Source organism: Enterobacter sp. UPMP701 (assembly GCF_053709515.1).
Window position 1 is genome coordinate 428962 of record NZ_JBSKJN010000002.1, and the last position, 21650, is coordinate 450611.

The following is a 21650-nucleotide window of genomic DNA, read 5'->3' on the forward strand; positions in this document are numbered from 1 at the left end:
ACTACACTATGGCCTGCTTTTGAACTGAGGTGGTAATGAACGATTATAAAATGACGCCAGGCGAGCTACGCGCGACCTGGGGCTTAGGGACTGTCTTCTCGCTACGGATGCTTGGCATGTTTATGGTCCTGCCTGTTCTGACCACGTACGGCATGGCGCTGCAGGGGGCCAGCGAGGCGCTAATTGGACTCGCGATCGGCATTTATGGACTGGCGCAGGCGGTCTTCCAGATCCCGTTTGGCCTGCTCTCGGATCGGGTGGGCCGAAAACCGCTGATCGTCGGCGGTCTGCTTATCTTTGTTCTTGGCAGCATCATTGCCGCCCTCTCCCACTCTATCTGGGGGATTATTCTTGGCCGCGCCCTGCAGGGTTCCGGCGCGATTGCCGCTGCCGTCATGGCGCTGCTGTCAGATCTCACCCGCGAGCAGAACCGCACGAAGGCGATGGCCTTTATCGGCGTCAGCTTTGGCGTCACCTTTGCCATCGCGATGGTGCTGGGCCCGATAATCACCCATGCGCTCGGTCTGCACGCCCTGTTCTGGATGATTGCCGTACTGGCGACCATCGGGATCGCGCTAACGCTTTGGGTTGTGCCGGACAGCAAAAACCACGTTCTGAACCGTGAATCCGGCATGGTGAAGGGCTGCTTCAGCAAAGTGCTGGTTGAACCGCGCCTGCTGAAGCTGAACTTCGGCATCATGTGTCTGCACATTCTGCTGATGTCCACCTTCGTCGCCCTGCCCGGCCAGCTTGCCGCGGCGGGTTTCCCGGCGGCTGAGCACTGGAAAATCTATCTGGTGACGATGCTGATTTCGTTTGTCTCCGTAGTGCCGTTCATCATCTATGCCGAAGTGAAGCGCAAAATGAAGCGCGTCTTCATTGGCTGCGTGGCGCTGTTGCTGATTGCCGAAATCGTGCTCTGGGGCTCCGGCCCGCACTTCTGGGAGCTGGTGGCAGGCGTACAGCTTTTCTTCCTGGCGTTTAACCTGATGGAAGCGCTGCTGCCGTCGCTTATCAGCAAAGAGTCTCCGGCCGGTTACAAAGGCACGGCGATGGGCATCTACTCCACCAGCCAGTTTCTCGGCGTGGCGATTGGCGGCTCGCTTGGCGGCTGGGTCGACGGCCTGTTTGATTCGCAAACCGTGTTTCTCGCGGGCGCGCTGCTGGCGACAGTCTGGCTGCTGGTTGCCAGCACCATGAAAGAGCCGCGCTATGTGAGCAGCCTGCGGGTAGAAATCCCGGGGGATGTGGAGATTAGCGATGCGCTGAAACAGCGTCTGGAAGCCAAAGAAGGCGTGACCGAGGTGCTTATCGTCCCGGAAGAACGCAGCGCTTACGTCAAAATAGACAGTAAAATGACCAATCGCTTCGAGGTCGAGCAAGCGCTCTAAGCGTAAAAAAAAGCCCGGTTGAACCGGGCTTTTCTGTCTTAATCGCGGAAGTTTTTGAACTGGAACGGCTGTCCCAGATCCCCGCCGCGCACCAGCGCCATCACCGACTGGAGGTCATCGCGGGACTTACCGGTCACACGAATTTCTTCGCCCTGGATCTGCGCCTGCACCTTCAGCTTGCTGTCTTTGATGAGCTTAACGATCTTCTTCTGCACCGCGCTCTCAATGCCCTGCTTCAGCTTCGCTTCCACAAACCAGTTCTTACCGCTGTGCACAAATTCGTCCGGTACATCGAGAGACGTTCCTTCGATGCCGCGTTTTAACAGCTTGGCGCGCAGAATGTCGAGCAGCTGATTCACCTGGAAATCTGACTCGCTCAGCACTTTAATGGTCTTATTTGCGTCGTTCAGCTCGAACGACGCCTCAACGCCACGAAAATCGAAACGTGACTCAACTTCGCGGGTTGCGTTCTCAACGCCGTTGCGAACTTCCTGGATATCAACTTCGGAAACAATATCGAAAGATGGCATCTTTTCTTCTCCCTTCACTTTTGTTGCGTTGCATAATACCCGCTACGAGGCATAACTCAACAGAAGCTTAGCTGTATAATTAAGCTGTGACACCTGGCGCAGTTGCAGGTGAGGAGGAACAATGAAAATTACGGTGCTCGGATGCGGAGCGCTTGGCCAGCTGTGGCTGACCGCACTGTGCAAGCACGGACATGAGGTTCAGGGCTGGCTGCGCGTACCCCAGCCCTATTGCAGTGTTAACCTGATTGGTGAAGACGGAAGCATCTTTAACGAATCCCTCACCGCGAACGATCCTGATTTCCTCGCGCAAAGCGACCTTCTGCTGGTGACGCTCAAAGCCTGGCAGGTTTCCGACACGGTAAAAACGCTGGCCGCGCAGCTCCCCCCCACTTCCCCCATTCTGCTGCTGCATAACGGCATGGGGACACTTGACGAGCTGCAAAGCGTTCCACAGCCCCTGCTGATGGCGACCACAACGCACGCTGCGCGTCGTGACGGCAATATCATCGTGCATGTCGCCAGCGGCGTGACGCATATCGGTCCGGCCCGCGAACAGGACGGCGATTACAGCTATCTGGCGGATGTCCTGCAAAAGGTCTTGCCGGACGTTGCCTGGCACAACAATATCCGCCCTCAGCTATGGCGCAAGCTGGCGGTAAACTGCGTGATCAACCCGCTGACGGCGCTGTGGGACTGCCCGAACGGGGAGCTAAAAAACCATCCGCAGGAGATAGCGACGCTGTGTGAAGAAGTGGCTTCGGTGGTGGAGCGCGAAGGCTTGCACACCTCGGCGGATGATTTACGCTATTATGTCGAGCAGGTGATTGATAGCACGGCAGAAAATATCTCTTCGATGCTGCAGGACGTTCGTGCGTTACGCCACACCGAAATCGACTACATCACCGGTTATCTGCTAAAGCGCGCCCGTGCGCACGGTATCGCGGTGCCTGAGAACGCCCGCCTGTACGATCAGGTTAAACGTAAGGAGAATGAGTATGAGCGCGTCAGCACTGGTATGCCTCGCCCCTGGTAGCGAAGAGATGGAAGCCGTCACCACTATCGATTTAATGGTGCGGGGCGGTATCACGGTGACCACCGCCAGCGTTGCCAGCGACGGCAATCTCGCCGTCACCTGTTCACGCGGGGTGAAAATCCTGGCGGACGCACCGCTTGTTCAGGTGGCTGACGGCGATTACGACATCATCGTGCTGCCCGGCGGCTTAAAAGGTGCGGAATGTTTTCGCGACAGCCCGCTGCTGGTCGAGACCGTGCGCCAGTTCCATCTGTCCGGCCGCATCGTCGCAGCAATCTGTGCCGCCGCCGGAACGGTTCTGATTCCGCACGATATCTTCCCCATCGGCAACATGACCGGCTTCCCGGGGCTTAAGGATACAATCCCGGAAGAGCATTGGGTGGATAAACGCGTCGTCTGGGACCCGCGCGTCAACCTGCTGACCAGCCAGGGGCCCGGCACCGCTATCGATTTTGGCTTAAAGATTATTGACCTGCTGGTCGGGCGTGAGAAAGCGTACGAAGTGGCGTCATCGCTGGTGATGCCGGCGGGGATTTATAATTATTACGAATAGGTGTTCTCCCTCTCCCCGTGGGAGAGGGCCGGGGTGAGGGCATCAGGCCGCACTCCCCGGCTAGAAACTACGGACGATACACCTTCACATTCGCGAAGCCCTGCTCGCGCAGATACAGCGCCTGCAGGCGGCTCATCACCCCGCGCTCACACCACAGCAGGTAGGTTTTGCTCTGATCGAGATCGCCAAACTTAGTGCTCAGCTTGTAGAACGGCAGAGAAACCACCTCCACGCCTTCTACCTGCAGCGGTTTGTCATCCTGCTCGTCAATGGAGCGGATATCCAGAATCGCATCGTTAGCGCCAAAACCGCTCACAGTTTCAACTTCAACGACTTCCTGCTCGGTCTGCTGGGCAATCTCACGGATGTCGATGTTGGACGCTTCTGCCACCACTTTTTCCAGGATGCTGAAATCGAAGTTCTCTTCTTCCGCTTCGATCTTCGCCTTCACCGCCTTGACGGTTGGGCTTTTTGAGATCACACCGCAGTATTCCGGCATGGTGCGGGCAAAATCTTCGGTGCCGATTTCGCGCGCCAGGTCGATGATGTGCTCTTTATCATGGGAGATCAGCGGACGCAGGATCAGCGTATCAGACACGTTGTCGATCAGACGCAGGTTGGTCAGCGTCTGGCTGGAGACCTGGCCCAGCGCTTCGCCGGTGACCAGCGCCTGCACGCCGTAGCGTTCCGCCACTTTGGACGCCGCGCGCACCATCATGCGCTTCAGGATCACGCCCATCTGGCCGTCGTCCACTTTTTCGAGGATTTCACCCACGACCGGCTCAAAGTTAATCGCCACGAAACGCACGCGGTGGGAGCTGCCGAAGCGATTCCACAGGTAATGCGCGACCTGACGAACGCCGATTTCGTGCGCCGCGCCGCCCAGGTTGAAGAAGCAATAATGCACGCGGCAGCCGCGACGCATCAGCATATAGCTGGAGACGCCGGAGTCGAAGCCGCCGGAGATCAGGGACAATACGTCTTCCTGGGTGCCAATCGGGAAGCCGCCGATACCTTCATAGCGCCCTTTCACCAGCAGCAGGCGATCGTTTTCGATCTCCAGGTTCACGGTCACGTCCGGGTTAGTCAGGCGTACGCGCGCCGTTTCAACGTGCTGGTTCAAACCGCCGCCGACGTAACGTTCCACTTCAATAGAGCTGAACTCGTGCTTGCCGCGACGCTTCACGCGCACGCAGAAGGTTTTGCCTTCGATCTGGTCGCGGTACTGGACCAGCGCTTTCTCGAAGATGTCGTGCATATCGCTGAACGGAACATCTTCCACTTCCAGGATATGGTGGATCCCTGGAATACGGGTCAGCGCGTCGCGAATATCCTGACGTTTGTTTTCGTCTTTGGCGCGCACTTCAACGTGGTCCCAGTGGCGCACCACGGCGAGGGTTTCGTCGTAGTGCTTTAATACGTTACGAATGTTCCCGGTGAGAATTTTAATAAAGCGCAAACGCACAGATTGGCTTTTGATGGTGATTTCAGGGAACAATTTAATGATAAACTTCATGGCGGCAATGTTTCTTAGGCAAGCGTATTAAGGCTTGTAATGGAAAAGAGTACAGCAGCCCACACCCGTGGCTGCATCCAGGCGCGCAAGTATACCACCATCGCGCCGCTCCTGTGCACATTGCGCGTTATTTGCTTATCCGCCCGAGTCCGTTACCATATCAGGGCTGAGAATATAAGAGTCAATTCACTATGCCGAAGAAGAACGACGCACCGGCCAGTTTCGAAACTGCGCTGAGTGAACTGGAGCAAATCGTTACCCGTCTTGAGAGCGGCGATCTCCCGCTGGAAGAGGCGCTCAACGAATTCGAGCGTGGCGTGCAGCTGGCGCGCCAGGGGCAGGTCAAACTGCAGCAGGCCGAGCAGCGTGTGCAGATCCTGCTTTCCGACAGCGAAGACGCGAAAACCACGCCTTTCACACCGGACGCCGAGTAAATGGATTTTGCCAACGAGCTTCAGGCGCGCGTCGTGCGCGCCAACAACGCCCTGCGCCGATTTATTGCGCCACAGCCTTTTCAGAACACTCCACTGGTTGAAGCCATGCACTATGGCGCACTCTTGGGTGGAAAGCGCCTGCGCCCGTTTCTGGTGTACGCCACCGGCAATATGTTCGGTATCAGCGATAACACGCTGGACGCCCCGGCAGCCGCCGTGGAGTGCATCCACGCTTATTCGCTGATCCACGACGATCTTCCGGCGATGGACGATGACGATCTGCGTCGGGGTCAACCCACCTGCCACATTAAGTTTGGCGAAGCGAATGCCATTCTGGCGGGGGATGCTCTGCAGACGCTGGCGTTCTCGATTCTGAGCGATGCGCCGATGGCGGAAGTGGCCGATCGCGACCGCCTGGCGATGATCTCCGAACTGGCAATGGCCAGCGGCGTCGCCGGTATGTGCGGCGGACAGGCGCTGGATCTTGAAGCGGAAGGACGTCAGGTTAATCTGGAACAGCTGGAGCGTATTCACCGCCATAAAACCGGGGCATTGATTCGTTCCGCCGTTCGCCTGGGCGCGCTGAGCGCGGGTGAGCGAGGGCGCAAAGCCCTGCCGATTCTGGACAGATACGCAGAAAGTATCGGTCTGGCATTCCAGGTTCAGGATGACATTCTGGATGTGGTGGGCGATACTGCAACATTGGGTAAACGTCAGGGCGCGGACCAGCAGCTTGGCAAAAGTACCTACCCCGCCCTGCTGGGTCTTGAGCAAGCCCAACGTAAAGCCCGGGATCTGATAGACGATGCCCGCCACTCGCTAAGTGAGCTGGCCGCGCAATCGCTGGATACCTCGGCACTGGAAGCGCTAGCGGACTATATAATCCAGCGTGATAAATAAACTATATATCTCGATGAGCCTTTGATGAGTTTTGATATTGCCAAATACCCGACACTGGCGTTAGTTGACTCCACCCAGGAGTTACGTCTGTTGCCGAAAGAGAGCCTGCCGAAGCTGTGCGACGAATTGCGTCGCTACCTGCTCGACAGCGTTAGCCGCTCCAGCGGCCATTTCGCCTCCGGGCTTGGCACGGTAGAGCTGACCGTGGCGCTGCACTATGTCTATAACACGCCGTTCGATCAGCTCATCTGGGACGTGGGCCATCAGGCCTACCCGCACAAAATTCTGACCGGACGTCGCGATAAAATTGGCACCATTCGTCAGAAAGGCGGCCTTCACCCGTTCCCGTGGCGCGGTGAGAGCGAGTATGACGTGCTGAGCGTCGGCCACTCTTCCACCTCTATTTCCGCGGGCATCGGTATTGCCGTTGCCGCCGAAAAAGAGAACAAGCAGCGCCGCACCGTCTGCGTGATTGGCGACGGCGCCATCACCGCGGGGATGGCCTTCGAGGCCATGAACCACGCGGGCGACATCAAGCCGGACATGCTGGTTATCCTTAACGATAACGAAATGTCGATCTCCGAGAACGTCGGTGCGCTGAACAATCATCTGGCGCAGCTGCTTTCCGGCAAGCTCTACTCCTCCCTGCGCGAAGGCGGCAAAAAAGTCTTCTCCGGCGTACCGCCGATTAAAGAGCTGCTCAAACGTACCGAAGAACACATCAAAGGCATGGTCGTTCCCGGCACGCTTTTCGAGGAGCTGGGCTTTAACTACATCGGCCCGGTTGACGGCCACGACGTGCTGGGTCTGGTGACCACGCTCAAGAATATGCGCGATCTGAAAGGCCCGCAGTTCCTGCATATCATGACCAAAAAGGGTCGTGGTTACGAACCGGCGGAAAAAGATCCGATCACCTTCCACGCGGTGCCGAAATTCGATCCGTCCAGCGGCTGCCTGCCGAAAAGCAGCGGCGGTATGCCGAGCTATTCTAAAATCTTCGGCGACTGGCTGTGCGAAACCGCTGCGAAAGATAACAAACTGATGGCGATCACCCCGGCTATGCGCGAAGGCTCCGGCATGGTGGAGTTCTCCAGAAAATACCCTGACCAGTATTTCGACGTGGCGATTGCCGAGCAGCATGCGGTGACGTTTGCAGCGGGCCTGGCGATTGGCGGCTACAAGCCGGTTGTCGCTATCTACTCCACCTTCCTGCAGCGCGCTTACGATCAGGTGATCCACGACGTAGCGATTCAGAAGCTGCCGGTGCTGTTTGCTATCGACCGCGCGGGCATCGTCGGTGCCGACGGCCAGACGCACCAGGGCGCATTTGATCTCTCGTTCCTGCGCTGTATCCCGGATATGGTGATCATGACGCCAAGTGACGAGAACGAATGCCGTCAGATGCTGTTTACCGGCTACCACTATCAGGATGGCCCAAGCGCGGTTCGCTACCCGCGCGGCAATGCGGTGGGCGTTGAGCTCCAGCCGCTGGAAAAACTGCCGCTTGGCAAAGGGGTGGTGAAGCGTCGCGGTGAGAAAGTGGCAATCCTGAACTTCGGCACGCTGATGCCAGAGGCCGCGAAAGTGGCTGAAACGCTGAATGCCACGCTGGTGGATATGCGCTTTGTGAAGCCGCTGGATGAGTTTCTGATCCTGAGCATGGCGGAAAGCCACGACGTGCTGGTCACGCTGGAAGAAAACGCCATTATGGGCGGCGCGGGCAGCGGCGTGAACGAGGTGCTGATGGCGAACCGTAAAGCCGTTCCGGTCCTCAATCTCGGCCTGCCGGATCATTTTATTCCTCAGGGTACCCAGGATGAAGCCCGCGCGGCGATTGGCCTGGATGCCGCCGGTATCGAAGCCAAAATCCGCACCTGGCTGGCATAACCCCTTCCCTTTTCCGCTCCTGCTATGCTTAAACCAGGTGTTTAAACAGCAGGAGCGGAACCGTGCAATACACGACATTAGGTAAAACGGACCTTAAGGTTTCCCGGCTTTGCCTGGGATGCATGACCTTTGGTGAACCCGATCGGGGAAACCATGCCTGGACACTGCCGGAAGAGAGCAGCCGTCCGATTATCAAACGCGCCATCGAAGGCGGCATTAACTTTTTCGACACCGCTAACAGCTACTCCGACGGCAGCAGCGAGGAGATTGTTGGTCGCGCCCTGCGCGATTTTGCCCGCCGGGATGACATCGTCGTTGCCACCAAGGTTTACTACCCGTCAGGCGATCTGACTGAAGGCCTTTCTCGCGCGCAGATCCTGCGCTCCATTGATGACAGCCTCAGACGCCTGAACATGGATTACGTCGACCTGCTGCAAATTCATCGCTGGGATTACAACACGCCGATTGAAGAGACGCTTGAAGCGCTGAACGACGTGGTGAAAGCGGGTAAAGCGCGCTATATCGGCGCGTCGTCTATGCACGCGTCGCAGTTTGCCCAGGCGCTGGATCTCCAGGCGCAGCACGGCTGGGCGCGCTTTGTCACCATGCAGGATCACTACAACCTGATCTATCGTGAAGAAGAGCGCGAGATGCTGCCGCTCTGCTACCAGGAAGGCGTAGCGGTGATCCCATGGAGCCCGCTGGCGCGCGGCCGCCTGACACGCCCGTGGGGAGAAACCACGGCCCGCCTGGTATCGGATGAAGTGGGGAAAAACCTTTATTCCGGAACAGAGGCCAGCGATGCGCTAATTGCCGAACGCTTAGCCGGGATAGCCGACGATACCGGAGCAACCCGCGCACAGGTGGCGCTGGCGTGGCTGCTGGGTAAACGCGGCGTCGCGGCACCGATTATCGGCACGTCGCGGGAAGAGCAGCTGGATGAGTTGCTGAGTGCAGTGGATTTATCCCTGACGCCGGAGCAGATTGCCGAGCTGGAGACGCCGTATCAGCAGCATCCGGTGGTGGGGTTTAAGTAAGCCCTAACCCTCTAATCCGTAGGCCGGGTAAGGCATAACCGCCACCCGGCAATACAGAGCGCACAAACTCACGCGAAGTGATCGTATCCTTTCCAGTCCAGCGTCACAGGCGCACCGTCTTTCACAAACTTCAGCCCTTCGCTTTCCGGCATGATCTGACCGATGCAGGTAAATTTCGCGCCGAGATGCGCTAATGCCACATCCAGCGTTCCGCGATTCAGCTCAGGCACGGTGAAGCACAGCTCATAATCTTCTCCACCGGATAACGCCCAGCGCAGCGCCTGTTCAGGTTCGACATGGCGAAGCAGTTGCTCCGACAGCGGGAACAGATCCAGGTCAACGCGTGCGCCCACGCCGCTGGCTTTCAGGATATGGCCGAGGTCTGAGATCAGTCCGTCAGAGAGATCGATAGCCGAGCTGGCCCGCTCACGCAATGCCTGACCGTGCAGAATACGCGGTGTCGGGCGCAGGTGACGCTTCACCAGATACGCCGCATCGTCGGCATCTTCAACCGTTAATCGATTCTGAAGGACTGCCAGCCCTGCCGCGCTGTCGCCCGGCGTACCGGTCACATAGATCCAGTCGCCAGGTTTTGCGCCCGAGCGCTTGAGCGCGCGACCAAACGGCACGTAGCCGTGGATCGCCAGCGTCATCGACAGCGGACCGGCGGTCGTATCACCGCCAATCAGCTGCATATCGTAATAATTCAGCTGTTCAAACAGCGCGTCGCTAAACGCTTCCAGCCAGGCTTCATCCACCTCTGGCAGGGTCAGAGCCAACGTCAGCCAGGCAGGATCTGCGCCCATAGCGGCCAGATCGCTGACATTCACCGCCAGCGCTTTATACGCCAGATCGGCAGGATCGATATCCGGTAAGAAATGACGTCCGCACACTAAGGTGTCGGTGCTGATTGCCAGCGTCTGTTTTTCGGGAATGTTGAGAAGTGCGCAGTCATCGCCAATGCCGGTTTCAACATCAAGACGAGAGGTTCTGACACGGTCGAAATAACGGGCAATCAGGGAGAATTCGCCGCATGCCATACGTTATGCCTCAGCAAATAAAAGAAAAAACCGGAGCCGCACTGCCCGTCAGGCAATGCAGAACTCCGGTTTGCGGATCACTTTTTGTGGGGACGGATCGCAGGTGCTGCTTTATCAAGTACGCCGTTTACGAACTTGTGGCTGTCTTCAGCGCCGAAGGTTTTCGCCAGTTCGATCGCTTCGTTGATGGCCACTTTGTACGGCACATCATCACGTTTAGACAGCTCAAACAGCGCGATACGCAACACTGCTTTTTCCACCTGGCCCAGCTCTTCGAGCAAACGGGACAGGTATGGCTTCATCAGACCATCGAGATACGCGCTATTAGTCGCCACTCCCGACAGCAGTTCACGGAAGTACAGAACGTCAACGTCTTTCACGTCCTGTTCTGACAGGAACTGGTATTCAACATCAGCGATGTCGTTCTGGGACAACTGCCAGGAGTAAAGTGCCTGAACGGCACATTCACGGGCGCGGCGACGAGCAGCAGGTTTCACGGAATTCCCCTTACAAAAAAATCAGGCCTTGATGGCTTTCAATACATTGATCATTTCAAGCGCGGTCAGTGCAGCTTCTGCACCTTTGTTACCGGCTTTGGTGCCAGCACGTTCGATGGCTTGTTCAATACTTTCGGTGGTCAGCACGCCGAACGCGACAGGAATTTCAGCATCCTGCGCAACGTGTGCCAGACCGTTGCTTGCACCGCCCGCAACGTATTCGAAGTGCGCAGTGCCGCCACGAATAACGGTACCCAGTGCAATCACCGCGTCGTATTTACCGGTTTTCGCCAGCGCGCCCGCCGCCAGTGGCAGTTCGTAAGCGCCTGGAACCCAAACAACGGTAATGTTGTCATCTTTAACCTGGCCGATACGTTTCAGGGCGTCAATCGCACCTTCCAGCAGGCTGTCGTTGATGAAGTTGTTGAAACGCGCAATGGTGATGGCGACGCGAGCGTCCGGGGTAGCTACAGCAGCTTCAATAATGTTCATACTCTTCCTTTACGGGTTCATTTGGCCCCGCAGGGGGGCGGATTTTATCATAATACTTTGCGCACTGCTTCCCTATTTCGGGTGCAATTACGCTGTCGTTAAATGGAGGCAAACATCCGGACCCACCGGACGAATCTCGCTGAATGTGAGTTGCGGTGCGTCGGCCAGTTTTTCAAGGCCGGGCAGCACAAACAGGCCGCGCGCGTCGTGACCTAACAGTTTAGGCGCAACGTAGACGAGAAGCTCATCCACCAGCCCCGCCTGGAGCAGCGCCCCGGCAAGCGTTGGACCGGCTTCGACCCAGATGCTGTTCACCTGCTGTTTGCCGAGCAGCATCATCAGCACCACGAGATCCAGATGTCCGTTATGCTCCGGCACCATAATGCTGCGCACGCCTTCCGGCCACTCGCGCGTATCTTCTTTGGTGCGGGCAATCCAGGTTTCACCCGGCTGCTGCACGATGCGGTGCTGCGGCGTCACGCGGTTCTGGCTATCAATAATAATACGTAGCGGCTGGCGCAGGTTCTCCTGCGGATAGAGTGCCTGGGTATCGGCATTCAGTTCGTCCCAGCGCACGGTCATGGCCGGATCGTCAGCCAGAACGGTTTCGCTGCTGGTGAGGATAGCATGGCTTTGCGCGCGCAGACGTTGCACATCGCGCCTTGCCTGCGGCGAGGTGATCCACTGGCTTTCACCGTTCGCCATTGCCGTACGGCCGTCCAGCGAGGCGCCCAGCTTGAGCTGAATAAACGGGAAGCCGGTGCGCATGCGCTTCAGGAAGCCTTTGTTGATGGCTTCCGCATCCTGCATCATCAGGCCATGGCTGACGTCGATCCCTTCCTGCTGGAGCCGATATAATCCACGTCCGGCCACCTGCGGGTTAGGATCCTGCATCGCTGCGACCACGCGAGCCACGCCCGCCGCAATCAGCGCGTCACAGCACGGCGGCGTACGTCCGTGATGGCTGCAGGGCTCGAGCGTCACGTAGGCCGTGGCGCCGCGCGCCTTCTCGCCCGCCATGCGCAACGCATGCACTTCGGCATGCGGCTCACCCGCACGATGGTGATAGCCTTCCCCCACGATTTCGCCATCTTTCACGATTACGCACCCGACGTTCGGGTTGGGATGGGTAGTAAAACGACCGCGCTGCGCCAGCTTCATGGCTCGCGCCATGTACATCTCATCGTGCATGAGCTTAATCCTGTAAGCGGGCGATCTCTTCGCCAAACTCTTTGATATCTTCGAAACTGCGGTAGACAGAAGCAAAGCGGATGTAGGCAACTTTATCGAGCTTTTTCAGCTGCTCCATCACCAGGTTGCCGATCATTTTGCTCGGGACCTCGCGCTCGCCCAGCCCACGAAGATAAGATTTAATGTGGTTTAACGCCATTTCGACATCGTCTGCGCTGACGGGCCGTTTTTCGAGGGCTTTTAGCATCCCGCTGCGCAGCTTTTCTTCGTTGAAAGGCTCACGCACGTCGTTGCTTTTTACCACGCGCGGCATTACCAGCTCTGCAACCTCAAAGGTCGTGAAACGCTCGTTGCACACCAGGCACTGCCGACGACGGCGTACAGAAGACCCTTCGCCCACAAGACGAGAGTCGATGACTTTGGTATCCACAGCGGAGCAGAATGGGCAATGCATACGGTATCCCTGTTATCCGGTTAACTGATTTTCATTTTACCCTGATCTGGCCTGACAACAAAGGAAGAGCTTTTTGAGACAAAGGATCTATGTCTGGCGAGACATTGCTGGCTACCATAGCAAGGATCCGTTATTTCAAGGAAATAAACGCTATGACAAGACGTTACCTGAAAATTTTACTGGTGGGGAGCCTCTTCACCCTCAGTGCCTGCGCACAGCAAACCGAAGTCCGCCAGATGAAACAGAGTGTGAACACGCTCAATTCGGCAATGGACAAACTGAACAAAGAAACGGTGAAGATCACCCAGCAAAACGCGCTGAACGCGAAATCCACCGGCGGGGTATATCTGCTGCCGGGGGCAAATACGCCCGCCCTGCTTAACAGCCAGATTGGCACACTGAAAATGTCGCTGGTGAATGTGGCGGCGAATGCGGATGGTACGCGCGCAACATTGCGTATTCATGGTGAATCAAACGATCCGCTGCCCGCCTTTAGCGGCACCGTAGAGTGGGGCCAGATCCAGGGCACCACGGAGAGCTACCAGGAAGTGAACGTGAAGAACCAGCTTTTCACTGCCCCGGCCAGCGTTCTGGCACCCAGCGATGTGGATATTCCGCTTCAGCTAAGCGGCCTTACGCCTGAGCAGTTAGGCTTTATCCGCATTCACGATATCCAACCCGCCGCGCAGTAATTCCTTCCTTTTGAGCGGAGTGAAATGTCACTCCGCTAACATTTACATTTCGTATGGATTGGCAACATAAATGATTGCCGCTACAATCCCGGCCGTTTAAAGTACGCAAACGTGAAAGCAATCGATTACGTGTGTGAGAGATATGTGAAACAACACATATTTTTGTGAGCAGGGATTCCTATAATAGGCACCGCAGAAACACGAAATATTTAGAAACGCAATTCGCGCATTTTTCACTCCCGGAAGGGAATTTCAATCAGTGGCATGATTATGAAAAAAACATTACTCGCAGCTGGCGCCGTGCTGGCACTGTCCTCCTCTTTCACTGTTAACGCAGCGGAAAACGACAAACCACAATACCTCTCCGACTGGTGGCACCAGAGCGTTAACGTGGTTGGTAGCTACCACACCCGTTTCGGACCACAGATCCGCAACGATACCTACCTGGAATACGAAGCGTTCGCCAAAAAAGACTGGTTTGATTTCTACGGCTATATGGATGCTCCGGTCTTCTTCGGCGGTAACACGCAGGCTAAAGGTATCTGGAACCACGGTTCCCCTCTGTTTATGGAAATCGAACCACGCTTCTCTATTGATAAGCTGACGGGCACCAGCCTGGCGTTTGGTCCGTTTAAAGAGTGGTACTTCGCGAACAACTATATTTACGACATGGGCCGCAACGAGTCCGGTCGTCAGAGCACCTGGTATATGGGTCTGGGTACCGACATCGACACTGGCCTGCCAATGAGCCTGTCCCTGAACGTGTACGCGAAATACCAGTGGCAGAACTACGGTGCTGAAAACCAGAATGAGTGGGATGGCTACCGTTTCAAAGTGAAATACTTTGTGCCAATCACCCAACTGTGGGGCGGTAACCTGAGCTACATCGGCTTCACCAACTTCGACTGGGGTTCAGATCTGGGCGATAAGAGTGGTTACGCAGAGAACGGCATTAAACAGCGTACCAATGACTCTATCGCGTCCAGCCATATCCTGGCGCTGAACTACGATCACTGGCACTACTCTGTTGTTGCGCGTTACTGGCACAACGGTGGCCAGTGGAACGACGACGCCGATCTGAACTGGATGAAAGAAAACGTCCGTTCTACCGGTTGGGGTGGTTACCTGGTCGTAGGTTATAACTTCTAACGTTGTGGTTGGTGCCGGGTGGCGGCTATGCTTTACCCGGCGTACAAAACCTGTAGACCCGTGCAAGCGCAGCACCGCCGGGCAAAAAAGCCAGCTCTTGAGCTGGCTTTTTACTGCTTAACTTTCCGCAAAAAATCCGCCAGAGACCTGTCCGCACTCTCGCTGAACCGCCTCTCCGTCATCACAATATTGAGACACCGGTCGAGCCGGAAACAGCGGTAGTCATCGCGCCGTTCGCACCACGCCGCCAGCAGCCAGCGCTCCCCCCAGAAGAACAGCCCCAGCGGCTGAACCTCGCGTTTTGAGAGTTGCCCGGCCTCATCACGATAATGCAGCGCCAGCACAAGCTGGGCGGAAATCGCCTGATGAATCATGTCAAAATCGCTGCGGGAGTGGCTTTGCATGCAAAACTCCGGGGCGTAGATCCGCGTTTGCTCCGCCTTGCGACGACTCTCCTCGGGCAGGATAGCCAGCACCTTCTCCTGAGCCGACTCCAGCTCGCGCGACAGCGACTCCCCTCCCCAGGTTTTGAGCAGGCGGATCGCGACGATCAGCGCCTCTGACTCCTTGTTTGTCAGCATCAGCGGCGGCAGGTCAAAACCCGACATCAGCCGATATCCGCTCCCCGCCTCGCCTTCCACCGGCACGCCGGAAAGCGACAGGTCGCGGATATCACGGTAGACCGTGCGCTCGGACACGCCCAGCCGCTCCGCCAGATGCGCTGCCGTTGTCAGACGCCTGCCCCGCAGGATCTGCACAATCTGAAACAAACGGTCAGCGCGTCGGGTCATAACGTCATTCGCTCTCAGGCAGGTTGATGGAGGCCGACGCGGTTACCCTCGCTGTCGGTAAACAATGCGATAGTGCCAATGCCATGCGGCAGTTCCAGCGGGCCAAACACACACTCGCCGCCCGCAGAGGCAATGCGATCGAGCGTAGCCGCCAGATTGTCAGTATGCAGGTAAATAATAGCGCCCTGCAAAGACGGTGTAACGCCGTCAAATTTTGCCAGCGCCCCGCCGGTATACGGATCCTCATGCGGGAAAACGGCCAGCTCCGCGCAGTCCATTTTCTCGCGACGCAGCGCGAGCTGCATCACTGGCTCATAAAATTTGATGGCGCGATCCATATCCGAGACCGGAATTTCAAACCAGTTAATGACGCTTTTCATACATCCTCCTGACTGTTGTTTGGGTTCAGAAGGAGTCTACGACAGGGCTCCTGACAGCATACTGTCAGGAGTGTTTGTCAGGAGCAGATAAAAAAAATCCCGGTCAACAGACCGGGATTTCAATAACGCGCTAAACGTCGGCTTACGGCAGAATGGACGGCTGATCCGCCCCTTCTTTCTCGACTTTCTGCTGGAGCAGGTGCTCGCGCTTCATGCCGAGTTTCAGTGCCAGTGCGGACGCCACGTAGATGGACGACGCCGTACCGATGGAGACACCGATCAGCATGGTCAGCGAGAAGCCTTCCAGTACCGGGCCACCGAAGAGGAACAGCATCAGGATCACCATCAGGGTGGTACCGGATGTGATCAAGGTACGATGCAGCGTCTGGGTCAACGACACGTTAAAGATTTCGTACGGCGTACCGCGACGGATCTTACGGAAGTTTTCACGGATACGGTCAGATACCACGATACTGTCGTTCAGTGAGTAACCGATAACGGACATCAGGGATGCCACGATGGTCAGGTCAATCTCAATGTGGAACAGAGACAGTATGCCCATGGTGATCACCACGTCGTGCGCCAGGGCGATAACCACACCCGCTGCCAGTCGCCACTCAAAGCGGAAACCGACATACACCAGGATGGAGATCAGCGCCACCAGCAGCGCCATGGCGCCGGTCTGCGCCAGGTCCGCACCTACGCTCGGGCCAACAAACTCAATACGTTTGACCGCCGCGTTCTGGCTGGTGGTCTCGTTAATGACCTGTACGACCTTGCTGCCCAGCTCCTGGCTGCCGTTGGCATCGTGTACCGGCGGCATACGCACCATGATGTCGCGGCTGCTGCCGAAGTTCTGCAGCAGCGGCTCTTCAAAGCCCGCCTTTTGCAGAGACAGGCGCATCTGGTCCATATCGACCGGTTTTTCCAGGGAGATCTCGATAACCGTACCACCGGTGAAATCCAGCCCCCAGTTAAAGCCTTTCACGCCCATAACGACGATGGACAAAATCAGCAGTAAACCTGAAATGCCGAAGGCCCAGTAGTCCCAGCGCATAAAGTCCCAGACTTTACGGCCATGGTTCAATTGTTCAACAGTATATTCCTGTGCCACAACGCACTCCTCAGATAGACAGCTTTTTGACGCGCTTGCCGCCGTACAGCAGGTTCACGATGGCACGGGTGCCGACAATAGCGGTAAACATTGACGTTGCGACACCGATACCGGTGGTAATCGCAAAGCCTTTGATCGCGCCAGTACCCACTGCATACAGGATAAGAACCTTAATCAGTGTTGTTACGTTCGCATCGAAGATAGAGCTGAACGCGCCTTTATAACCTTCGTCAATCGCCTGCTGAACAGAGCGACCGTTGCTCAACTCTTCTTTGATACGTTCGTTAATCAGTACGTTGGCGTCGACCGCCACCGCAAGGGTCAGAACGATACCCGCAATCCCCGGCATGGTCAGCGTCGCCCCCGGCAGCAGGGACATGATGCCGATGATCAGCACCAGGTTCGCGATCAGCGCGGAGGTCGCAATCAGACCAAACTTCTTATAGAAGAAGATCATGAAGAGGATAGAGACCACCAGACCGGCCAGACACGCTTCCAGACCCTGCTGGATGTTTTGCATACCCAGAGTTGGACCAATGGTACGTTCTTCAACAATCTGAATTGGCGCAATCAGCGCACCGGCACGCAGCAGCAGAGAGAGCTGACGCGCTTCGTTCGGGTTGTTAATACCGGTAATACGGAAGCTGTTACCCAGACGAGACTGGATATTGGCGATGTTAATCACCTCTTCCTCTTTCACCAGCACCGCACGACCATTTGCATCTTTCTTACCGCTGTCTTTGTACTCCACGAACAGGGTCGCCATCGGTTTGCCGATGTTGTCCTTGGTGAAGTTAGACATGATGTTACCACCCGCGCTATCCAGCGAGATGTTAACCTGTGGCTGGTTGTACTCATCCTGGCTTGAAGTGGAGTCGGTGATGTGGTCACCGGTCAGGATCACGCGTTTGTACAGCACAACCGGCTGACCTTCGCGGGTCTGTTTCACTTCAGAGTCACCCGGAATACGGCCAGACGCTGCGGCGGATTGATCAACATTGGAGTTCACCAGGCGGAATTCCAGCGTTGCGGTCGCACCCAGAATCTCTTTCGCACGCGCAGTGTCCTGGATACCCGGCAGTTCAACCACGATACGGTCAGCACCCTGACGCTGTACCAGCGGCTCAGCCACGCCCAGTTGGTTTACACGGTTACGCAGAATGTTGATGTTCTGCTGAACGGCATATTCACGCGCTTCTTTCAGACGTGCATCGGTCATCACCGCACGCAGCTGGTTGCTGCCCTGAGAGGTGATCACCAGGTCACGGTGACGTTGTGTCAGGTAATCTACAGCCTGATCGCGAGCCGCGCTGTCGCGGAACGTGATGCTCATGCCGTAGTTATCTTCTTTACGCACGGTGGTGTAGGCGATGCCTTTATCACGCAGATCGCTGCGCAGGCTGTCGATATTCTGTTCCTGCAGCTTGCCGAGCGCGGTATCCATATCCACTTCCATCAGGAAGTGAACGCCGCCACGCAGGTCAAGACCCAGCTTCATTGGCTCTGCGTTCAGCGCAGCCAGCCAGCGAGGGGTTGCAGGAGCAAGGTTAAGCGCCACGACATACTTGTCACCCAGCACGCCCATCAGCGCTTCGCGAGCGCGGAGCTGCGTGTCGGTGGTGTCGAAGCGAGCAAGAATTGCACCCTCTTCCAGAGCCACAGACTTAGCGGTAATTTTTTCTTCTTGTAACGTTTTCTGGACCTGGATCAGCGTTTGCTCACTGGCGGCGACACCGCGCGCGCCAGTGATTTGAACAGCCGGATCCTCACCATACAGGTTGGGAAGCGCGTACAGCAGGCCGACGATAATCACGACGACCAGCATGATGTACTTCCACAAAGGATAACGGTTTAACACGGCAGTTCCCTTTGGGAAAAGTTGGGATTACAGCGCCTTCATGGTGCCTTTCGGCAGAACGGCAGCTACGAAGTCACGTTTGATAACCACTTCAGTGGTGTCGTTCAGGGCGATAGCAATGTAGCCGCTTTCAGCCACTTTGGTTACGCGACCGACCAGGCCACCGTTGGTCAGCACTTCATCGCCTTTCGCGATGGAGTCCATCAGCTTTTTGTGCTCTTTAGTACGCTTCTGCTGTGGGCGCAGGATCATGAAGTAGAAAATCAGACCGAACACAACCAGCATCAGAATCAGAGACATCGGGCTGCCCTGCGCTGGTGCACCCGTTGCTGCTACCGCATCAGAAATAAAAAAGCTCATTCAAATTCCCTCATTATTAATATTAATCAACGTTCAACGGTGGAACATCCCGCCCCTGACGTTGGTAAAAATCGGTCACGAAGCTCTCTAATTTACCCTCTTCGATAGCCTTGCGTAAACCAGCCATTAAGCGCTGATAGTAGCGAAGATTATGAATGGTATTGAGACGCGCGCCCAAAATCTCATTACAACGATCGAGATGATGCAGATACGCGCGAGAATAATTGCGACAGGTATAGCAATCGCACTCGGCATCGAGCGGGCTGGTGTCACTCTTATGCTTCGCGTTACGGATTTTCACCACGCCATCGGTAACGAACAGATGGCCGTTACGCGCGTTGCGGGTTGGCATTACGCAGTCGAACATATCAATGCCGCGACGTACGCCTTCCACCAGATCTTCGGGTTTACCCACACCCATCAGGTATCGTGGTTTATCCGCCGGGATTTGCGGGCAGACATGTTCCAGAATGCGATGCATGTCTTCCTTCGGCTCACCCACAGCCAAACCGCCGACAGCGTAGCCATCAAAACCTATCTCTACCAGACCTTTAACGGAGATATCGCGTAAATCTTCGTAAACGCTGCCCTGAATGATGCCGAACAGCGCATTTTTGTTCTGCAGGGAGTCAAAACGGTCGCGGCTGCGCTTCGCCCAGCGCAGCGACATCTCCATAGAGCGTTTTGCGTAATCCCAGTCCGCCGGGTACGGCGTACATTCGTCGAAGATCATCACGATGTCAGAACCGAGATCGTACTGAATCTCCATCGACTTTTCTGGATCGAGGAAAATCGGATCGCCGTTGATCGGGTTACGGAAGTGAACGCCTTGCTCGGTGATCTTGCGGATATCGCCCAGGCTGAAGACCTGGAAGCCGCCGGAGTCGGTCAGGATTGGGCCTTTCCACTGCATGAAATCGTGCAGATCGCCGTGGAGCTTCATGATCTCCTGACCCGGACGCAGCCACAGGTGGAAGGTGTTGCCGAGGATAATCTGTGCGCCAGTGGCTTCAACTTCTTCCGGCGTCATCCCTTTTACGGTGCCGTACGTGCCCACAGGCATAAACGCGGGGGTTTCCACCACGCCGCGATCAAACACCAGACGACCGCGACGCGCGCGGCCATCGGTGGTATCAAGTTCAAATTTCATTTTTTCTCCGACGTCAGAAAAACAGTCCAACGTTGTCATACGGTGCCGCGGACTTATTCCCCGACACGCTCATTCAAAGCCTGCGGATTGTACGTGATAAACATCGCGTCACCGTAGCTAAAAAAGCGATATTTTTGTTCTACCGCAGACTTGTACGCATTCATCGTATGCTGATACCCCGCAAACGCGGAAACCAGCATAATCAGCGTCGATTCAGGCAGATGGAAGTTGGTCACCAGCGCGTCAATCACTTTGTACTGATAGCCCGGGTAGATGAAAATCTGCGTATCGCCAAAGAACGGCTCGATAAGATCGCTCTTTGCAGCCTGAGCGGCGCTCTCCAGTGAACGCACCGACGTCGTTCCGACGGCCACGACGCGGCTACCGCGCGCTTTTGCCGCCAGCACCGCGTCAACCACATCCTGAGGCACTTCGGCATATTCAGAGTGCATGATGTGATCTTCAATGCTGTCCACGCGCACCGGCTGGAAGGTGCCCGCGCCGACATGCAGCGTCACGAACGCCATCTCCACGCCCTTCGCGCGCAGTTTTTCCAGCAGCGGTTCATCAAAGTGCAGGCCCGCCGTTGGCGCCGCAACGGCGCCAGGCTTCTGGCTGTAGACGGTCTGGTACAGCTCGCGGTCTGCCTCTTCATCCGGGCGTTCGATGTACGGTGGCAGCGGCATGTGGCCGATGGCGTTCAGGATATCGAGTACCGTACGCTCGTCGTTGAATTCCACTTCAAACAACGCGTCGTGGCGCGCGGTCATGGTCGCTTTGATGCTCTCGTCATCGCCCAGCAGCAGTTCCGCGCCCGGCTTCGGCGCCTTAGAAGCGCGAATATGTGCCAGAATACGTTTATCATCGAGCATACGTTCGACCAGCACTTCAATCTTGCCGCCGCTGGCTTTTCGGCCAAACAGACGCGCCGGGATCACGCGGGTATTGTTAAAAACCAGCAGATCGCCAGGGTTGAGCTTGTCGAGCAGATCGGTGAAAGTACCGTGCGTCAGCTCGCCTGTTGGCCCATCCAGTGACAGTAAGCGACAGCTACTGCGCTCAGGCATAGGATAGTGAGCAATCAGGGATTCAGGTAGTTCAAAGGAGAAATCGGCGACGCGCATGACGTATACTCGTGACTTAAAAACAGGCGGCATAGTCTAGTGCTCACACCCTTTTGCTGCAACAACTAGCCGCCACT

23 protein-coding genes are annotated in these 21650 nt (G+C 56.4%); 9 read left to right on the plus strand and 14 right to left on the minus strand.

The genetic code is table 11. The features are described from left to right. Positions 1-35: 35 nt before the first annotated feature. Entirely contained in the window at positions 36-1391 is a 1356-nt protein-coding gene (locus ACWKXT_RS07560; RefSeq protein ID WP_454532085.1) for an MFS transporter, read from the plus strand. A gap of 38 nt (positions 1392-1429) precedes the next feature. Here the strand turns inward: ACWKXT_RS07560 and ACWKXT_RS07565 are convergent, their stop codons facing one another. Then, positions 1430-1921: a YajQ family cyclic di-GMP-binding protein gene (locus tag ACWKXT_RS07565; RefSeq protein ID WP_023293165.1), complete on the minus strand. Its 492-nt coding sequence runs from the start codon at positions 1919-1921 to the stop codon at positions 1430-1432. Positions 1922-2042: 121 nt separating this feature from the next. Here ACWKXT_RS07565 and panE point away from each other — a divergent pair, with 121 nt between their 5' ends. Both panE and yajL read left to right on the plus strand, forming a co-directional pair. After that, positions 2043-2954: a 2-dehydropantoate 2-reductase gene (gene panE / locus ACWKXT_RS07570; RefSeq protein WP_454532086.1), complete on the plus strand. Its 912-nt coding sequence runs from the start codon at positions 2043-2045 to the stop codon at positions 2952-2954. Continuing rightward, complete coding sequence (yajL, locus tag ACWKXT_RS07575; protein WP_454532087.1) at positions 2917-3507, plus strand: protein deglycase YajL; 591 nt, start codon at positions 2917-2919, stop codon at positions 3505-3507. The genes panE and yajL overlap by 38 nt, the downstream gene beginning before the upstream one ends. A 67-nt stretch (positions 3508-3574) precedes the next feature. Here the strand turns inward: yajL and thiI are convergent, their stop codons facing one another. Beyond that, a complete protein-coding gene (gene thiI, locus ACWKXT_RS07580) occupies positions 3575-5023 on the minus strand; it encodes a tRNA uracil 4-sulfurtransferase ThiI (RefSeq protein WP_454528037.1) in 1449 nt (482 codons plus the stop codon). Positions 5024-5214: 191 nt separating this feature from the next. Here thiI and xseB point away from each other — a divergent pair, with 191 nt between their 5' ends. From xseB to ACWKXT_RS07600, 4 genes are all read left to right on the plus strand, one after another. Then, the gene (gene xseB, locus ACWKXT_RS07585) at positions 5215-5457 is read left to right on the plus strand and encodes an exodeoxyribonuclease VII small subunit (RefSeq protein WP_008503331.1); all 243 of its coding nucleotides are present in this window, start codon (positions 5215-5217) and stop codon (positions 5455-5457) included. Beyond that, a complete protein-coding gene (gene ispA, locus ACWKXT_RS07590) occupies positions 5458-6357 on the plus strand; it encodes a (2E,6E)-farnesyl diphosphate synthase (RefSeq protein WP_454528038.1) in 900 nt (299 codons plus the stop codon). A 24-nt stretch (positions 6358-6381) separates the two neighbouring features. After that, the gene (gene dxs, locus ACWKXT_RS07595; RefSeq protein ID WP_454532088.1) at positions 6382-8244 is read left to right on the plus strand and encodes a 1-deoxy-D-xylulose-5-phosphate synthase; all 1863 of its coding nucleotides are present in this window, start codon (positions 6382-6384) and stop codon (positions 8242-8244) included. Between the two features lie 62 nt (positions 8245-8306). Further along, the gene (locus ACWKXT_RS07600; protein WP_454532089.1) at positions 8307-9281 is read left to right on the plus strand and encodes an aldo/keto reductase; all 975 of its coding nucleotides are present in this window, start codon (positions 8307-8309) and stop codon (positions 9279-9281) included. A gap of 68 nt (positions 9282-9349) precedes the next feature. Here ACWKXT_RS07600 and thiL read toward each other — a convergent pair whose 3' ends face one another. The 5 genes from thiL to nrdR form a co-directional block, all read right to left on the minus strand. Beyond that, positions 9350-10321 carry a thiamine-phosphate kinase gene (gene thiL / locus ACWKXT_RS07605; RefSeq protein WP_454532090.1) on the minus strand — a complete coding sequence of 324 codons (972 nt, stop codon included), beginning with the start codon at positions 10319-10321 and terminating at the stop codon, positions 9350-9352. Positions 10322-10398: 77 nt separating this feature from the next. Beyond that, positions 10399-10818: a transcription antitermination factor NusB gene (gene nusB / locus ACWKXT_RS07610; RefSeq protein ID WP_006809908.1), complete on the minus strand. Its 420-nt coding sequence runs from the start codon at positions 10816-10818 to the stop codon at positions 10399-10401. A gap of 21 nt (positions 10819-10839) precedes the next feature. Continuing rightward, positions 10840-11310 (minus strand): 6,7-dimethyl-8-ribityllumazine synthase, encoded by a 471-nt coding sequence (ribH, locus tag ACWKXT_RS07615; RefSeq protein ID WP_006176874.1) that lies wholly within the window; start codon positions 11308-11310, stop codon positions 10840-10842. A gap of 87 nt (positions 11311-11397) precedes the next feature. Further along, a complete protein-coding gene (gene ribD / locus ACWKXT_RS07620; RefSeq protein WP_454532091.1) occupies positions 11398-12501 on the minus strand; it encodes a bifunctional diaminohydroxyphosphoribosylaminopyrimidine deaminase/5-amino-6-(5-phosphoribosylamino)uracil reductase RibD in 1104 nt (367 codons plus the stop codon). A 4-nt stretch (positions 12502-12505) separates the two neighbouring features. Next, positions 12506-12955, minus strand: coding sequence for a transcriptional regulator NrdR (nrdR, locus tag ACWKXT_RS07625; RefSeq protein ID WP_008503337.1), 450 nt, complete (start codon positions 12953-12955; stop codon positions 12506-12508). A gap of 152 nt (positions 12956-13107) precedes the next feature. Between nrdR and ACWKXT_RS07630 the strand changes: the two genes are divergently transcribed. Both ACWKXT_RS07630 and ACWKXT_RS07635 read left to right on the plus strand, forming a co-directional pair. Further along, positions 13108-13647 (plus strand): DUF3251 domain-containing protein, encoded by a 540-nt coding sequence (locus ACWKXT_RS07630; protein WP_454532092.1) that lies wholly within the window; start codon positions 13108-13110, stop codon positions 13645-13647. Between the two features lie 270 nt (positions 13648-13917). Further along, positions 13918-14796, plus strand: a complete 879-nt coding sequence (locus ACWKXT_RS07635; RefSeq protein WP_454528049.1) for a nucleoside-specific channel-forming protein Tsx — start codon at positions 13918-13920, stop codon at positions 14794-14796. Between the two features lie 110 nt (positions 14797-14906). Here the strand turns inward: ACWKXT_RS07635 and ACWKXT_RS07640 are convergent, their stop codons facing one another. The 7 genes from ACWKXT_RS07640 to queA all read right to left on the minus strand — a co-directional run bounded on the left by ACWKXT_RS07640 (position 14907) and on the right by queA (position 21573). Further along, positions 14907-15587 (minus strand): helix-turn-helix transcriptional regulator, encoded by a 681-nt coding sequence (locus ACWKXT_RS07640; RefSeq protein ID WP_454532093.1) that lies wholly within the window; start codon positions 15585-15587, stop codon positions 14907-14909. A gap of 14 nt (positions 15588-15601) precedes the next feature. After that, on the minus strand, positions 15602-15967 hold the full coding sequence (locus tag ACWKXT_RS07645) for a VOC family protein (protein WP_219940583.1): 366 nt from the start codon (positions 15965-15967) through the stop codon (positions 15602-15604). A 142-nt stretch (positions 15968-16109) separates the two neighbouring features. Continuing rightward, on the minus strand, positions 16110-17081 hold the full coding sequence (secF, locus tag ACWKXT_RS07650; RefSeq protein WP_080328075.1) for a protein translocase subunit SecF: 972 nt from the start codon (positions 17079-17081) through the stop codon (positions 16110-16112). A 10-nt stretch (positions 17082-17091) separates the two neighbouring features. Continuing rightward, on the minus strand, positions 17092-18939 hold the full coding sequence (gene secD, locus ACWKXT_RS07655) for a protein translocase subunit SecD (protein ID WP_080328076.1): 1848 nt from the start codon (positions 18937-18939) through the stop codon (positions 17092-17094). Positions 18940-18966: 27 nt separating this feature from the next. Further along, positions 18967-19299, minus strand: coding sequence for a preprotein translocase subunit YajC (yajC, locus tag ACWKXT_RS07660; RefSeq protein ID WP_000007630.1), 333 nt, complete (start codon positions 19297-19299; stop codon positions 18967-18969). Positions 19300-19321: 22 nt separating this feature from the next. After that, positions 19322-20449 (minus strand): tRNA guanosine(34) transglycosylase Tgt, encoded by a 1128-nt coding sequence (tgt, locus tag ACWKXT_RS07665; protein WP_047347295.1) that lies wholly within the window; start codon positions 20447-20449, stop codon positions 19322-19324. 53 nt (positions 20450-20502) lie between these two features. Beyond that, positions 20503-21573, minus strand: coding sequence for a tRNA preQ1(34) S-adenosylmethionine ribosyltransferase-isomerase QueA (gene queA / locus ACWKXT_RS07670; RefSeq protein ID WP_454528051.1), 1071 nt, complete (start codon positions 21571-21573; stop codon positions 20503-20505). Positions 21574-21650: the final 77 nt, after the last annotated feature.